This window comes from Bradyrhizobium cosmicum (assembly GCF_007290395.2).
Classification (GTDB): Bacteria; Pseudomonadota; Alphaproteobacteria; order Rhizobiales; family Xanthobacteraceae; genus Bradyrhizobium; species Bradyrhizobium cosmicum.
Map to the genome: position 1 here is coordinate 2,444,263 of NZ_CP041656.2, position 13,417 is coordinate 2,457,679.

Annotated in this window: 12 protein-coding genes; 3 read left to right on the top strand and 9 right to left on the bottom strand. The window is 63.7% G+C overall.

Annotated features, from left to right (window positions below; translation table 11 throughout):
- Positions 1-5 precede the first annotated feature (5 nt).
- The 6 genes from FNV92_RS11480 to FNV92_RS11505 form a co-directional block, all read right to left on the bottom strand.
- The gene (locus tag FNV92_RS11480; RefSeq protein ID WP_168213257.1) at positions 6-845 is read right to left on the bottom strand and encodes an ABC transporter ATP-binding protein; all 840 of its coding nucleotides are present in this window, start codon (positions 843-845) and stop codon (positions 6-8) included.
- 125 nt (positions 846-970) lie between these two features.
- On the bottom strand, positions 971-2,254 hold the full coding sequence (locus tag FNV92_RS11485) for an ABC transporter substrate-binding protein (protein ID WP_143840888.1): 1,284 nt from the start codon (positions 2,252-2,254) through the stop codon (positions 971-973).
- Positions 2,255-2,298: 44 nt separating this feature from the next.
- On the bottom strand, positions 2,299-3,372 hold the full coding sequence (locus FNV92_RS11490; RefSeq protein WP_143840887.1) for a branched-chain amino acid ABC transporter permease: 1,074 nt from the start codon (positions 3,370-3,372) through the stop codon (positions 2,299-2,301).
- 4 nt (positions 3,373-3,376) lie between these two features.
- Positions 3,377-4,270, bottom strand: coding sequence for a branched-chain amino acid ABC transporter permease (locus FNV92_RS11495; RefSeq protein WP_015684822.1), 894 nt, complete (start codon positions 4,268-4,270; stop codon positions 3,377-3,379).
- Positions 4,271-4,448: 178 nt separating this feature from the next.
- Positions 4,449-6,380, bottom strand: a complete 1,932-nt coding sequence (locus tag FNV92_RS11500) for a long-chain fatty acid--CoA ligase (protein WP_143840886.1) — start codon at positions 6,378-6,380, stop codon at positions 4,449-4,451.
- Positions 6,377-7,198, bottom strand: a complete 822-nt coding sequence (locus FNV92_RS11505) for an ABC transporter ATP-binding protein (RefSeq protein ID WP_143840885.1) — start codon at positions 7,196-7,198, stop codon at positions 6,377-6,379. The genes FNV92_RS11500 and FNV92_RS11505 overlap by 4 nt, the downstream gene beginning before the upstream one ends.
- Positions 7,199-7,536: 338 nt before the next feature.
- Here FNV92_RS11505 and FNV92_RS11510 point away from each other — a divergent pair, with 338 nt between their 5' ends.
- Positions 7,537-8,211: a Crp/Fnr family transcriptional regulator gene (locus tag FNV92_RS11510; RefSeq protein ID WP_143840884.1), complete on the top strand. Its 675-nt coding sequence runs from the start codon at positions 7,537-7,539 to the stop codon at positions 8,209-8,211.
- Between the two features lie 745 nt (positions 8,212-8,956).
- Positions 8,957-9,304, top strand: coding sequence for a hypothetical protein (locus FNV92_RS11515; RefSeq protein WP_143840882.1), 348 nt, complete (start codon positions 8,957-8,959; stop codon positions 9,302-9,304).
- 59 nt (positions 9,305-9,363) lie between these two features.
- Here the strand turns inward: FNV92_RS11515 and FNV92_RS11520 are convergent, their stop codons facing one another.
- Both FNV92_RS11520 and FNV92_RS11525 read right to left on the bottom strand, forming a co-directional pair.
- A complete protein-coding gene (locus tag FNV92_RS11520) occupies positions 9,364-10,626 on the bottom strand; it encodes an MFS transporter (protein ID WP_143840881.1) in 1,263 nt (420 codons plus the stop codon).
- A gap of 123 nt (positions 10,627-10,749) precedes the next feature.
- Positions 10,750-11,592 carry a uroporphyrinogen-III synthase gene (locus FNV92_RS11525; protein WP_143840880.1) on the bottom strand — a complete coding sequence of 281 codons (843 nt, stop codon included), beginning with the start codon at positions 11,590-11,592 and terminating at the stop codon, positions 10,750-10,752.
- Positions 11,593-11,778: 186 nt separating this feature from the next.
- On the opposite strand from FNV92_RS11525, the gene purU reads away from it, so the two are divergent.
- Positions 11,779-12,642 carry a formyltetrahydrofolate deformylase gene (gene purU, locus FNV92_RS11530; RefSeq protein WP_015684831.1) on the top strand — a complete coding sequence of 288 codons (864 nt, stop codon included), beginning with the start codon at positions 11,779-11,781 and terminating at the stop codon, positions 12,640-12,642.
- 46 nt (positions 12,643-12,688) lie between these two features.
- On the opposite strand, the gene FNV92_RS11535 is transcribed toward purU, so the two are convergent.
- Positions 12,689-12,973, bottom strand: coding sequence for a hypothetical protein (locus FNV92_RS11535; RefSeq protein WP_143840879.1), 285 nt, complete (start codon positions 12,971-12,973; stop codon positions 12,689-12,691).
- Positions 12,974-13,417 lie beyond the last annotated feature (444 nt).

The window sequence follows — 13,417 nt, forward strand, 5'->3', positions numbered from 1 at the left end:
CCATGTCACAGCCAGCGCTTGCGCCGCTTGAAGCTCTTGAGGTTCTTGAAACTCTTGCGCTGGTCACCGGCACCGCCGAGATAGAATTCCTTGACGTCCTCGTTGTCGCGCAATTCGTCCGCGGTGCCGTCGAGCACGACCTTGCCTTGCTCCATGATGTAGCCGTGGCTCGCCACCGACAGTGCGGCGCGGGCGTTCTGCTCGACCAGCAGGATGGTGACGCCGAGGTCGCGGTTGATTTTCTGGATGATCGAGAACACCTCTTTCACCAGCAGCGGTGACAGGCCCATCGACGGCTCGTCCATCAGGATCATCTTCGGCCGCGCCATCAGTGCGCGGCCGATCGCGAGCATTTGCTGTTCGCCGCCGGAGAGATAGCCGGCCAGGCCGGTACGCTCCTTCAGACGCGGGAAATAATTGAAGACCATGTCGAGATCGGAATCGACTTCGCGGTCCCGGCGGGTGAAGGCGCCGAGCTTGAGGTTCTCCAGCGACGTCATGTCGGAGACGATGCGCCGGCCCTCCATCACCTGGAAGATGCCGCGGCGGACGATCTTATCGGGGTCGATGCCATTGATCCGCTCGCCTTCGAACAAGATTTCGCCACGCGTGACCTCGCCGTCCTCGGTCTTGAGCAGCCCCGAGATCGCCTTCAGCGTCGTCGATTTGCCGGCGCCGTTGGCTCCGAGCAGCGCCACGATCGCGCCCTTGGGCACGTCGAGGCTGAGCCCGCGCAGCACCAGAATGACGTCGTCATAGACGACCTCGATGTTGCGCACGCTGAGGAGCGGCGGCGCGGGGACGGCGGTCGGGGAGGGGCGGGTCGCTTCGACGATTTCGGTCATTGGGTATGCCGCCAATCTGCTGCTGTCGTCATGCCCGGGCTTGTCCCGGGCATCCACGTACTTCGTGCCGAACAGTCAGACGTGGATGGCCGGGACAAGCCCGGCCATGACGTCTGAGATTGCCTTTACCAGCCCAGCAATTCCGGCTTGCGCGGCAGCTCGACGGTCTTGACCTTTTCGAGCTTGATCGCGCCCTTGGCCATGAGGTCGTTGAGGTCGCCGTCCGTCGCACCTGATATCTTGGTGCGATAGAGGTCGACCTTCAGCGTGCCGCGATGGTCCTTGTCGGTCCAGGTCGAGGGATTGCAGACGCCTTCCATGCCGGCCGGGACCCAATCCTTCTTCTGATAGAATCCCTTGCGGACGTTCTCGCCGGTGGCGCCGCCGTTCTTGGCGGCCCAGTCGAGCGCCTCCTTCATGTAGAGCGCCGAGCAGACCGCCGCGATGTAGTGCACCGGGCGATACACTTTGCCGGTGGGGTCGGACATCTTGGAGATTTCCATCACCGTCTTCATGCCGGGCGCGTCGCCGCCCCAGCTCACCGCGGTGCGCAGCGGGAAGATCACGCCATTGGCCGCATCGCCGGCCGTCTTGGCGGCGTTCTCGTCCATGCCCCAGACGTTGCCGAGGAATTGCACCTCGGCGCCGGCGGTCTTGCAGGCCTTCATCACCGAGATGTTGGAGGCCGCGGTGTTGCCGAGATAGGCATAGTTTGCGCCCGAGGATTTCAGGCTCAGGCACTGCGCGCTGTAGTCACCCGGCGCGAGCGCGAACACCAGCGGCGGCAGCACCTCGAAGCCGAGCTCGGTCGCCATGGCTTCGCCGGCAGCCTTCGGCGCGTTCGGATAGGGGTGGTTGGCGCCCATGTGGACGAATTTCGGCTTGCCGGACTTGCCCTTGGCCTTCCAGTCCTCGGCCGCCCAGATCAGCATCGCGCGCAGCGAGTCCGAGTAGCTCGGGCCGTAGAAGAAATTATAGGGCGCGGGCTTGGCCTTGCCGCTGATGCCTTCGGGATCGGTGAGGGCCGCGGCGTAGGAGCCGGAGAGATCCGGGATCTTGTCCTGCGCGAGGAAGCCCGTCAGCGCCTCGGTGTCGGCGGTGCCCCAGCCCATGATCGCCGCGACCTTGGAGTCCGGCGCCGACCACTTCTTGTAGAGCGCGATCGCGCGCGGCACCTGGTAGCCGTAGTCGTTGGTGTCGACATTGAGCTGCTTGCCGCCGACGCCGCCGTTCTTGTTGACCCAGGCGAACGTGTCGGCGACGGCCTGGCCGTAGGGGGTGCCGACGTCGGAGGTGCCGCCCGAGCGATCCTCAAGGTGGCCAACCGCGATCTGCGCCTGTGCCCCCGCGGAAAAGGCAGCGATGACAAGGGCGAGCGACGCGGTGCTCAAAAGGGACTTGGTCTTCATCGGTTCGTTCCTCCTTTTATGGTTCTTAAGCGAAGTTGCCGCGCTCAGTGCGAGAACGGGTAGAGCTTCCAGTATGCCTTGATCTGTCGCCAGCGATGCGCGAGCCCGTCGGGCTCGAACATCAGGAAGGCGATGATGATTACCCCGATCGCGATCTCGCGCAGGAAGGTGAGGTTGTTGTTGAGCGACAGCGCCTTGTCGATCGCGCCGCCCTTCAGGTAGCCGCTGAGGAATTCCATCGTTTCAGGCAACAGCACCACGAAAGCGGTGCCCATCAGCGTGCCCATGATCGAGCCGGTGCCGCCAATGATGATCATGGCGAGGAACAGGATCGAGCGCTCGATGCCGAAACCTTCCTGCGACACCACCAACTGGTAGTGCGCATACAGCGCGCCGGCGATGCCGGCAAAGAAGGCGGCCAGCCCGAACGACAGCGTGCGATACTTGGTGAGGTTGATGCCCATGATCTCCGCCGAGAGATAATGGTCGCGGATCGCCACCAGCGCGCGGCCGTCGCGGGTGCGCATCAGATTGGTGACGAGGATGTAGCTCGCGACCACGTAGGCCAGCACGACGTAGAAATACTGGCGGTCGCCGCGCAGCGTGTAGCCGAAGATCGAGAACGGATTGGCGCTGGCCGGCACCGAGCCGCCGGTGAACCACTCGGCGCGGGAGAAAAAGTCGAGCAGGATGTATTGCGCGGCGAGCGTGGCAATCACGAGGTAGAGCCCCTTCAGCCGCGCCGCCGGGATACCGAATATCAGCCCGACCAGTGCGGTGATGACGCCCGCGAGCGGGATCGCGAAGAACACCGGGATGTGCGCGTTGTTGGAAATATAGGCCGAGGTGAAGGCGCCCAGCAGGAAGAAGGCGGCATGCCCGATCGAGATCTGGCCGGTGAAGCCGACCAGGATGTTCAGCCCCAGCGCCGCGATCGAGAAGATGCCGATCTGAATCAGGATGCTGAGCCAATAGCCGGCGAGAAGTTGCGGTGCGAAGCAGAGCAGCAGCACGCCGAGAATCGCAAAGTTGCGGCTGGTCGTGGTCGGGAAGATCGTGGTGTCGGCCGCATAAGAGGTGCGGAAATCACCAGCAGGAATGAGGGCAGGGCCGGCCATGGGATCAGATCCGCTCGATGTCGTGGGTGCCGAACAGGCCGTAAGGCTTGATCATCAGCACGATGATGAGGACGTAGAACGGCGCGACCTCGTAGAGATTGCCCCAGTGCAGATACTCGCTGTCGACATATTGAGCGATGTTTTCCAGGAGCCCGATGATGATGCCGCCGAGCACGGCGCCGCCGACGGAGTCGAGTCCGCCGAGGATCGCCGCCGGAAACACCTTGATGCCGTAGGCGGCGAGGCCCGAGGACACGCCGTTCACCACGGCAACGACCACGCCTGCGACAGCCGACACCGTCGCCGAGATCGCCCAGGCCATCGCAAAGACGCTTTTCACGGAAATGCCGAGCGATTGCGCCACCTGCTGGTTGAACGCGGTGGCGCGCATCGCAAGGCCGTACTTCGAGGCCCGAAAGAACCAGGCCATGCCGATCATCATGGCGACCGAGACCACGAGGCTCATGACATAGACGGTCTGGATCTGGAGCCCGAACAGGCTGACCGACTGGCTCTCGAACACCCGCGGGAACGGCTGCGGGTTGACGCCGAACATCCATTTCAGCGTCGCCTGCAGCACGGTCGAGAGGCCGATCGTCACCATGATCACGGATATGATGGGCTCGCCGATCATCGGCCGCAGGATCAGCACCTGGATCGCGATGCCGAACACGAACATGAACACCAGCGTCATCGGCATGCCGATCCAGAACGGCACCTGGTATTTGGCGAGCAGCGCCCAGCACACCCAGGCGCCGACCAGCAGCAACTCACCTTGCGCGAAATTGACGACCTGGGTCGCCTTGTAGATCAGCACGAACGACATCGCGACCACGCCATAGAGCGTGCCGACCACGAGGCCGTTGACCAGGAGCTGGATGAGGAAGGCGGTGTTCATGTGTGGTCTCCTGATGCACCCACATCGTCATTGCGAGCGCAGCGAAGCAATCCAGCATCTTTCCGCGGAGAGGCTCTGGATTGCTTCGCTACGCTCGCAATGACGGGATGCATATGGGATCGCGTCCCCGCGAGCGGGGAGAGGCGAAGGGCGGCGGCGTGCGCGGTGATCACCTGCCTCACTCCGCAGCCTCCGCCATGTGCCCATGCCCGCCCAGATCCACCACGCGCAGCGTGGTGCGGACGCGCTGCGTGGTGCCGTCCTGGAAGCGGATCACGGTGTCGACGGGAATGTCGGCATCGCCGCGGTAGATCGCGTCGATGATGCCTTCGTATTTCTCGTTGATGACGCTGCGGCGCACCTTTCGGGTGCGGGTGAGCTCGCCGTCGTCGGCGTCCAGTTCCTTGTACAGTAGCAGGAAGCGCGAGATGCGTTGCGCCGGCGGCAGCGTCGCGTTGACGGTCTCGACTTCCTTCTTGAGCAGCGCGTAGACCTCGGGTCGCGAGGCGAGGTCGCTGTAGGTTGTGAAGGAAAGGCGGTTCTTTTCCGCCCATTTCGAGATGATGGAGTAGCGGATGCAGATCATTGCCGCGAGCGCGTCGCGACCGGCGCCCAGCACCACGGCCTCCGCGATGTACGGTGAGAATTTCAGCTTGTTCTCGATGAACTGCGGCGAGAAGCGCTCGCCGCGCGAGGTCTCGGCGAGGTCCTTGATGCGGTCGATGACGACGAGCTGGCGGTTGGCGTTGAAATAGCCGGCATCGCCCGACAGCATCCAGCCGTCCTTGACGTCGGCGACGCTGGCCTCGGGGTTCTTGTAGTAACCCAGGAACATGTTGGGATGCCGCACCACGATTTCGCCGACGCCATGGACGTCGGCATTGTCGATGCGGATCTCGACGCTGTCGGCCATCGGCACGCCCGTGGTGTCAGGATCGACCTTGCCCTCGGGATGCAGCGTGTAGGCGCCCAACAGCTCGGTCTGGCCGTAGAGCGTGCGCAGCGGCACGCCCATGGCCTGGAAGAACTTGAACGTCTCGGGCCCGAGCGCCGCGCCGCCGGTGGCGGCCGAACGCAGGCGGGTGAAGCCGAGCCGGTCGCGCAGCGCGCGGAACAGAATCGCGTCGGCCAAGCCCGAACGCTTGCCCTCTGCGAGCGCGGCGAGGCCAGCCTTCATGCCGATGTCGAACAGCCGCTGCTTGAAGGGCGTTGCGTCCATCACCCTGGCGCGGACGTCGGCGGCGATGGATTCCCAGACGCGCGGTGCAAACAGCACGAATGTCGGCGCGATCTCGCGCAGGTCGTTCATCATCGTCTCGGGCTCTTCGACGAAGTTGATCTTCATCCGGCAGAGCAGGCCTTTGCCGAGCACATAGACCTGCTCCATGATCCAGGGCAGCGGCAGCACCGAGACGTACTCGTCGTCCGGTCCCTTCGGATCGAAGGCGAGATAGGTCGCGCAATGGCCGAGCACGCGGCCGGCGGCGAGCATCGCAAGTTTTGGATGCGATGTGGTGCCCGACGTCGTGCAGAGGATCGCGACGTCCTCGCCTTTGGTGGCATCCACGAGCCTGTCGTAGAGCTCCGGTTCGCGTGCGGCGCGGGCGCGGCCGAGCTCGGCGAATTTCTCCGCCGACATCAGCCTGGGATCGTCATACTTCCGCATCCCCCGCGGGTCGGAATAGATGATGTGCTTCAGATCAGGCGCACGTTCGGCCAGCACCAGCAGCTTGTCGACCTGCTCCTCGTCCTCGGCGAAGACGAGCCGGGCTTCGCCATAGTTGAGCAGGTACGAAGCCTCCTCGTCGAGCACGTCACGGTAGAGCCCGAGGCTCAAGCCACCAATCGCATGGGTGGCGATTTCCGCAGCGACCCAGTCCGGCCGGTTGTCGCCGATGATGCCGATGACATCCCCGCGTCCCAGGCCCAATTCGACGAGGCCGAGCGCGAAGTCGCGAACGCGCGTCTGATAATCGTTCCAGGTGAACGGGCGCCACAGCCCGAGATCCTTCTCGCGCAGTGCGATCTCGTTGCCGTGCTCCCTCGCGTTGAGCCGGAGCATCTTCGGATAGGTGTCGGCCTGCGCGACGCGGCCCGCATAATCCATCATGCCGCGCTCTCCTGCGCCGGCGGAGCATCGTCGGGATCGACCAGCACCTCGTCCTCTTCGCCGAGATAGGCGCGCTTGACGTGGGGATCGGCGAGCACCGCGGCCGGGTCGCCCTCGGCGATCTTGCGGCCGAAATCCAGCACCATGACGCGGTGGGAGATGTCCATCACCACGCCCATGTCATGTTCGATCATCACCACCGTCATCCCGAACTCCTCGTTGAGGTCGACGATGTAGCGGGCCATGTCCTCCTTCTCCTCGAAGTTCATGCCGGCCATCGGCTCGTCGAGCAGGATGAGGCGCGGCTCCAGCGCCATGGCGCGGGCCAGCTCCACGCGCTTGCGCAAGCCGTAGGAGAGGGTCCCGGCTGGCGCCTTCCGCACGGATTGGAGGTCGAGGAAGTCGATGATCTCCTCGACCTTGCGGCGATGCTCGAGCTCTTCCTTGCGCGCGCCGGTGAGCCAGTACAGCGAGCCGGTGAGGAAATTGTTCTTCAGCAGGTGATGGCGGCCGACCATGACGTTGTCGAGCACGCTCATGTGGTGGAACAGCGCGAGGTTCTGGAAGGTGCGGCCGATGCCGAGCGAGGCGCGGGCGTTCGGCGTCAGGCTGGTGATATCGCGATCACCGTAGAACAGCTGGCCTTCGGTCGGCTTGTAGCGACCGGAAATACAATTCACGATCGAGGTCTTGCCGGCGCCGTTGGGGCCGATGATCGAGAACAGCTCGCCGTCCCTGATGGCGAAGCTGACATCGGTCAGCGCCCGGACGCCGCCGAATCGCAAGGACACGCCGCGCACTTCAAGACTGGTAGCCACCAAACAAATCCCTCCCGGTGATGGCGCGTTCAGCGGCGCTCTTCGTCGGTTCCTTCCGGGCGATCCTAGTACGGCCGTGCCGGTGAGGCCATGCAGCAGATGGTCTCCGCGGAAAGCCGCGCGGCTCTCATTCCCGCTTGGGATCAAAAGCCGCATCGCCCGAGGTGGCCCTCAATAGGGGAAAGCGCTATTTTGAAATGTCTCCCGGCTGACAATTCTGCGACAAAGTTTTTCGGGTGGCCGCGGCCTTCGTCTTTCGTCGGATGGTGGTCGAAATGATCTTGTTGCGGTGCAGCAGAACACTTGGGTGACGAAACGGTGCGGCTGGCTTCGGGATCATGATTTCAGAGGATCAACTGAAGCGCGTTGCCGCCTGGTCGCGTGAGCTCACGCAGGCTGAGATCGAGGTCGCTCGCGCTGGCATCACGGAGCGGTCCTATGGCACCGGAGAGACCGTGTTCATGCGCGGCGACACGTTCGACTATTGGGCCGGCATGGTCTTTGGCCTCGCCCGGATGGGCGGGGTCTCGCGCGACGGCAAGGAGACCAGCCTTGCCGGCCTCACGGCAGGGGCCTGGTTCGGCGAGGGCAGCGTGCTGAAGAACGAGCCGCGCCGCTACGACGTGGTCGCGCTGCGGAGCAGCCGTGTCGCGCTGATGGAACGCAGCGCCTTCATGTGGCTGTTCGAGAACAGCGTCGGCTTCAACCGCTTCCTGGTGCGCCAGCTCAACGAGCGGCTCGGGCAGTTCATCGGCATGCTCGAGGTCAACCGCACGCTGGATGCCACCGCGCGCCTCGCGCGCAGCATCGCCTCACTGTTCAACCCGATCCTCTACCCGGAATCGACCGCGCATCTGGAGATCACCCAGGAGGAGATCGGCGCGCTTTCCGGCATGTCCCGCCAGAACGCCAATCGCGCGCTGAACCAGCTGGAGAAGGAAGGCCTGCTGCGGCTCGAATATGGCGGCGTCACCATCCTCGATGTGGAGAAGCTGCGCGGGTATGGGGACTAGGATTTACGGGCGTCCGCCAGCGCTGAGTTACAAACGGAAATCAAACGGAAATGTTAGGTTACAATGGGCGTGCTTACATTGCACATCGCGCAAATTGTGTTGCGAGGCAATGAGGAGCCCAACAGAATGGTGGAACATTTCACGCGACGCGGCGTGTTTGCGCTTTTTGCCGGCGCGGCAACTCTCGTCATGAGTCAGGCTGGTGCTGAGGCGCAGCCCTTTCCTCCGCCTCCACCCGGTCCTCCTCCTCCGCCGGGCATGAGACGGCCGCTACCACCTCCGCCACCTCCGCCACCTCCGCCGCGTCGACGGTGGCGCCGTCCGTTGCCGCCTCCGCCCCCGTACCCGCCGCCGCCTCCATTCCCGCCGCCGCTTCGGTAAGTGGCAAGGCAGGTCGGATCAACCCGGGGCTGCCGGTGGTTTCCGCTCCGCAAGCGCGGAGGCCATCGCCGAGATCGGAGCGTAGTGCGTAAGATGGGTAGAGCGCCAGCGAAACCCATCAATCCGTTCGCCGCTGACGAAGCATGATGGGTTTCGCAAGGGCTCAACCTATCCTACGCGTGCTGCTTATGACCCTGAACTGACCATCCGCGAAGTTCGCTTTCGTCTGCGTAAGGGGCTCCGTCGCGCACTTCGCGTCAGGTTCTCGCGCACGTGCACCAATCATCAACCAGGGCGTGCAATCATCTAGAAAGCGGTTTATCGTACGAAGGCTGCCCGTTGAGTCAGGTTAGGCATGGTTCTCATGATGTTCGTGTTTGCCTCCCTCGGTAATCAACAGTCTGGTTGGCCAGTTCAATTGATGCACCAGACGGAAGGGGCGCTCATCGCCATCGCACTCATTTGTTTCGTACTCGCCCTGTTCTTGAAGAAGGTTGCAACGTGCGTTGTGGTGGCCGTCATTGGTGGAATTAGCTCAGGCTTCGGCGTCGTCATGCCGCTCGAACTGGCTCCATTCTTCTTTGGAGCGCGCGGCGAAGTCATGTTGGCATCGGTTCTGCTGATCTTCGCTTACCCTATTGCGGTGGCATTATTCATCGTGCTCTTCCTCGTCATGATGGAGCCCACCCGCGACAAAATCTTCAACTCCTGAGCCAGCGCTCTAAGGGCATAGCGGACGTCAAACGGATTCCCGATTTATGCGGGCACGCCCTAACGCGCGTTGGCCGGCGCGTGGACCGGCCAGAGGTCGGCGCGCCAGCGGATCGCGATCGCCAGCATCGCGATGAAGCCCACGGCGGCATAGAGCGAACCCGTCGCGGAATAGCCGATGATGTCGATCAGGCTGCCGGCCGCGAGCAGGCCCGGCGGCAGGCCGTAGATCACCATCATGCGCACACCCATGACGCGGCCGCGCAGATGCGCGCTCGCCGTGCGCATCAGGATCACCGCGGCCGAGATCATCGACATGCTCTGGGCGATGCCGGCCAGCACGAGGCAGGCCATCGCCACAGGCATGGTCCTGGTCTCGACGAACACCAGCAGCATGGCGTACCAGGCCAGCGTCGCGCCGATCAGGAGCCGGGCAATGCGCAGTCCGCCGACCAGGCTGAGCGTGATGGAGCCGATCAGCGAGCCGACGGCGAAGCTTGCCGAGAGATAACCAAGGCCGGTCTGGTCGGTGTGAAAGATGTCGCGCGCGATGTAGGGCAATAGTCCGCTGGTGAACGGAAATGCGGTGAGATTGGCCAGAAAGGCGACAGACAGCGCAGCGCCCATTGCCGGGCCATTCCAGGCGTAGATCATTCCTTCCTTCAGCTCGTCCAGCAATCTTGAAACAGCGCGGCTGTTTGCAGGCAGATCGGTCGTAACAACGGACCTCTTCGGCCGGGTCAGGCAGACCATGAGAACCGCGGCCAACAGATAGAGGCCGGCGACCGCCGCATAGACCAGTCCGATGCCGAGCACGGCGAAGAGGCCGGCTCCCGTCAGCGCTCCGGCAATGCGGGCGCTGTCCTGGGTCGTGCGTGACAGGCTGATCGCGCCGACCAGCAGCTCGGCCGGCATGATGCCGGCGAGCAATGCGCTGCGAAGGCCGAGATCGGAGGAGCGGATCAGGCCCATGATCGTCACGATGATCATGACCTTGAGCGGCCCGAGGTGGCCTGTCAGCGCCAGTACCATGATGGTCGAGGCGAGCACCGTATAGGTGAGGCGCAGCACGACCAGGAGATCGCGATGACCCATGCGATCGCCGATCATGCCGAGCACCGGTGCGACGAGTGTCCCGACATACTGAAGCGACCCCAGCACGGTGAGCAGCAGCACGGAGCCGGTCTCGACCAGGATGTACCAGCCGAGCACCAGCGTCTCGATCTCGAACGCCCAGGAGGTGAGCAGGTCGGAAGGCCACTGGAAACGATAGTTGCGGATGCGGAATGGCGCGAGCGCCGAGGGCCGTGCGGCTGCGCTCACAGCGCGATGACTCGTATCACGGCGATTCCCTTGCCCCGGTTGTTTCTTGTGTCCGTCGGCAACGTATCGCCGGTGATGGTCGTGTCAATTGGAGCTGCCGCAGGCCGCCCTTGCGCTCCGCGTCTACCTTGCCGTGGTTCTCGGCTTCCGTTCCGCCAGCGCCGCTGCCATGGCAGAGATCAGCGGGCGCATGAAATAGGCTTCGTCCGCCGGCGAAACGTCGGTGCGCAGGCCGTGCGCGGCGAGTTCGCCTGACACTGCCGGTCCTACCGAGGCGATCAGTGTCCGCTCCAGACCAGCGCGCAGCTTCGCCTCGCTGCCATGCGCCTTCGCGGCCTCGATCAGCCGGCGGACCTGGCCGAGATTGGTCAGCGCGATGGAGTCGATTCGCCCCTCGGCCATGTCGTCGATGGCGGTGATGATGTTGGCGTCGGCGGCCTTGGAATCGTAGACATAGGGCAGCACGCTATCGACATCGGCGCCCTGCGCGGCCAGCGCGCCGGTCAACGCGCCGTGGTCCTTGTCCGGATAGAGCTGGAGGCCGAGGCGCCGTCCCTTCAGCTCGAGCTTGCCCAGCATCTCGATCACGCCCTCGGTGGTCGGCTTCTCCGTGGTCTGCTGCGCCTCGAGGCCGACCTCGCGCAGCGCCTTGCCGGGCTTCGGCCCCCGGGTGAACTTTCGCGACTTGGCGAGGGCCGTCACCAGCGGCTGGTCGAGTCCGCGGGCGACGGCGAGTTTCATGATCCGCCGCAGGCCTTCGCCGGTCAAGAGCACGAGATCGTCGAAGGGCTTGTCGATGGCGCGGCGGATCCAGGCCTCGACCGGGGCGGGATCCGGCGCGTCGTGGATGGTGAACATCGGGCATTGCACGACATCGGCGCCTTGCTCGGCCAGCAGCTTCGAAAACTGCGCTTCCTCGCGCGTTTCCAGGATCAGGATGCGGGTGCCGTTCAAACGGTCGGCCATGGGCGTCTCCGGTCAGTCATCGCAATGGTCCGTTCATCCTGACCCTACGCACTACGGTGAAGCAAGTGTCAGGATCAAGTCTTGGGATTGGCGCAAGGGCGCGGTCGGTGATAGAGCAGAGCGCAAATCGCGGTGTTTCGCGAGCCACTGCGCAAACCTTCGTCAAGAGCCATTTCTTGGAAGACCATGCCCGATCATCAATACGTCCTGACCCTGTCCTGTCCGGATCGCCCCGGCATCGTCTCGGCGGTGTCGACCTTCCTGGCCCATAACGGGCAGAACATTCTCGACGCCCAGCAGTTCGACGACACCGAGACCAAGAAATTCTTCATGCGCGTGGTGTTCACCGCGGCCGATCTCGCCGTGGAACTATCCGCGCTCCAGACCGGATTTGCCGCGATCGCCGAGCGCTTCGGCATGGAGTGGCAGATGCGGGACCGCGCCGCGCATCGCAAGGTGATGCTGCTGGTGTCGAAGTCCGACCATTGCCTGGTCGACATCCTCTATCGCTGGCGCACGGGCGAGTTGCCGATGACGCTGGCCGCGATCGTCTCCAACCATCCGCGTGACGTCTATGATGGACTCGATTTCGGCAGCATCCCGTTCCATTATCTGCCCGTTACCAAGGAGACCAAGCGCGAGCAGGAGGGGCAGATTCTCGATCTCGTCGCCAGGACCGGGACCGATCTCGTCGTGCTCGCCCGCTACATGCAGATCCTGTCGGACGATCTCTCGGCAAAGCTGTCGGGGCGTTGCATCAACATCCACCACTCGTTCCTGCCGGGCTTCAAGGGTGCAAAGCCCTATCACCAGGCCCATGAGCGCGGCGTCAAGCTGATCGGCGCCACCGCGCATTACGTCACGCGCGATCTCGACGAGGGTCCGATCATCGACCAGGACGTCGAGCGTATCAGCCATCGCGACACGCCCGAGGACCTCGTGCGCAAGGGCCGCGACATCGAGCGCCGTGTGCTCGCCCGCGCGATCCGCTATCATCTGGATGACCGCGTCATTCTTAATGGCCGCAAGACGGTGGTGTTTATGGATTGATGTGTCTTCACCTCTCCCCGGTTGCGGGGCGAGGCAGCGCACTGCCTCAGCGCACTGCGCCGGCCGACGTGGACCCCGTCGCGCCTTTCTGGGCCTGCTCTTCTTTCTCGCGGTCCGCCGCCGGCATAAGCCGCTTGCGCTCGCGCTCTTTCATGTAGGCATCGTATTGCGGCGTGCCCGCCCGCGGCGGTGCGTCGGCGGGCAGACCACCGGCCCATTGCGGGACGTAGTCGCCCATGCCCGCGGAGAGCTTCTCGTTGACGGTGCCGCAGCCGCACAGCCCCGCGGCGAGCACTGCGAGAACGAGAAGGGGGCGGAAGGGCTTGGGCATTGTGTGAGCACGAGTTCGGTCATTGGACGCCAGTCAGTCCGGCGCCGGGAGAGTAGCCTTCAACAAGGTAAAATAGACTTATTCGAGATAGGTAATAAAATACCGTATTTGCGGTTGGCCCCGACTCTGCCGATGTCCGAATCCTGCAAAAGAAAGACGAAATCCTCCATCCACCCGGCCGGTCGCGTTTCTAGACTACGACCCGGCTCCGACACTGGGCTTGGTCGGTGACGGGGCTTTTTCGTTGACAGGTCCATTTGATTTGTACAATCGTACAAATTGGCGCGGCCCGGATCGGAGCTCGGGTTACTCCGGCGTAACCGCACACTGCGCCCCGCCGTCGCGATCGGAACGCTCGGCTTGCGCCGAATGGTCGCCAAACGTCCGATTGACAATGAGGGCGCGGAAGACGCCATGTGGCGCGCGACATCACTCGCGCGTGAG

What these genes read in the sequence shown, in the direction of transcription:
- FNV92_RS11480 (WP_168213257.1), bottom strand. Translation starts at nt 845, where the DNA reads ATGACCGAAATCGTCGAAGCGACCCGCCCCTCCCCGACCGCCGTCCCC.
- FNV92_RS11485 (WP_143840888.1), bottom strand. Translation starts at nt 2,254, where the DNA reads ATGAAGACCAAGTCCCTTTTGAGCACCGCGTCGCTCGCCCTTGTCATC.
- FNV92_RS11490 (WP_143840887.1), bottom strand. Translation starts at nt 3,372, where the DNA reads ATGGCCGGCCCTGCCCTCATTCCTGCTGGTGATTTCCGCACCTCTTAT.
- FNV92_RS11495 (WP_015684822.1), bottom strand. Translation starts at nt 4,270, where the DNA reads ATGAACACCGCCTTCCTCATCCAGCTCCTGGTCAACGGCCTCGTGGTC.
- FNV92_RS11500 (WP_143840886.1), bottom strand. Translation starts at nt 6,380, where the DNA reads ATGATGGATTATGCGGGCCGCGTCGCGCAGGCCGACACCTATCCGAAG.
- FNV92_RS11510 (WP_143840884.1), top strand. Translation starts at nt 7,537, where the DNA reads ATGATTTCAGAGGATCAACTGAAGCGCGTTGCCGCCTGGTCGCGTGAG.
- FNV92_RS11515 (WP_143840882.1), top strand. Translation starts at nt 8,957, where the DNA reads ATGATGTTCGTGTTTGCCTCCCTCGGTAATCAACAGTCTGGTTGGCCA.
- FNV92_RS11525 (WP_143840880.1), bottom strand. Translation starts at nt 11,592, where the DNA reads ATGGCCGACCGTTTGAACGGCACCCGCATCCTGATCCTGGAAACGCGC.
- purU (WP_015684831.1), top strand. Translation starts at nt 11,779, where the DNA reads ATGCCCGATCATCAATACGTCCTGACCCTGTCCTGTCCGGATCGCCCC.
- FNV92_RS11535 (WP_143840879.1), bottom strand. Translation starts at nt 12,973, where the DNA reads ATGCCCAAGCCCTTCCGCCCCCTTCTCGTTCTCGCAGTGCTCGCCGCG.